The sequence below is a fragment of the Croceitalea marina genome (assembly GCF_042684265.1).
GTDB lineage: Bacteria > Bacteroidota > Bacteroidia > Flavobacteriales > Flavobacteriaceae > Croceitalea > Croceitalea marina.
In genome coordinates this window covers 1-1,015 of sequence record NZ_JBHULB010000030.1, presented here as the reverse complement: position 1 = coordinate 1,015, position 1,015 = coordinate 1, and the positions used below count along the sequence as shown (strand labels likewise).

At 43.5% G+C, this 1,015-nt stretch carries 1 protein-coding gene; it reads right to left on the bottom strand.

The annotated features are described in order from the left end of the window. Positions 1-1,015: beta-ketoacyl synthase N-terminal-like domain-containing protein (locus ACFSQJ_RS14170; protein WP_377767629.1), on the bottom strand; the 1,015-nt coding region annotated here is incomplete at both ends.

Here is a 1,015-nt window from a genome sequence, read left to right as displayed (position 1 = left end):
CTTCAATCGGATCGCCCAGACTTGTACCTGTACCATGGGCCTCCACGTAACTGATATTTTCTGGAGTAATTCCGGATTTTTGTAGCGCTGCTGTAATGACCTCATACTGACCTTTTGTACTCGGAGCCGTATAACCTGCTTTTCTATTACCATCATTATTTATTGCACTCCCCTTGATCACAGCATAAACATGATCACCATCTTCCAAAGCTTGTTCCAGACTTTTTAGGACCACCGCACCTGCTCCATCGCTGAATAATGTCCCACTTGCCTTATGATCAAAAGCCCGGCAATGACCATCTGAAGAACTGATCATTCCTTGTTGATACAGATATCCGCTTTTTTGCGGAGTACTCACAGAAACCCCTCCCGCAATGGCCATTTGACATTCCCCATTCTGAATCCCCTGACATGCCTGGTGTAAAGCCACCAGGGAAGTCGAACAGCCTGTCTGAACGGACATACTAGGTCCTTGGAGGTTTAAGTTGTAGGATACTTTGGAACAGATATGATCTTTATCTATTAGTGTAGCTGCTTCAAACAATTCTGCAGGGTTTGATGATACTTTAGCCATTGACATGAACTCCCAATAAGAGTTTTTGGAACCTCCGGCATACAAACCAATATCGCCATTATAGGTCTGAGGGTTATAACCTGAATCTTCCAAAGCTTCCCAGGTACACTCATGGAATATTCTCATTTGTGGATCCATGAGCTCTGCCTCGTGGGCATTGTATCCAAAGGTCTCCGCATCAAACTCTTCCACACCATTAACAATTCCCTTGCGTCTTACATAATGCTCCGAACTAAGTTCTTCTTTGCTTACACCATTGTCTAAGAGTTCACTTTCGCTAAACTCCGTTATGCCTTCTAAGCTATTTTTAATAATTTCCCAGTACTCAGATACGTTCTTTGCTCCCGGAAAACGTCCAGCCATACCAATGACAGCAATATCCTTGGATTCGGAAATGACCGCTTTTTGTTTTTCGGTATCAAGGAAACTTTCGCCATAGCT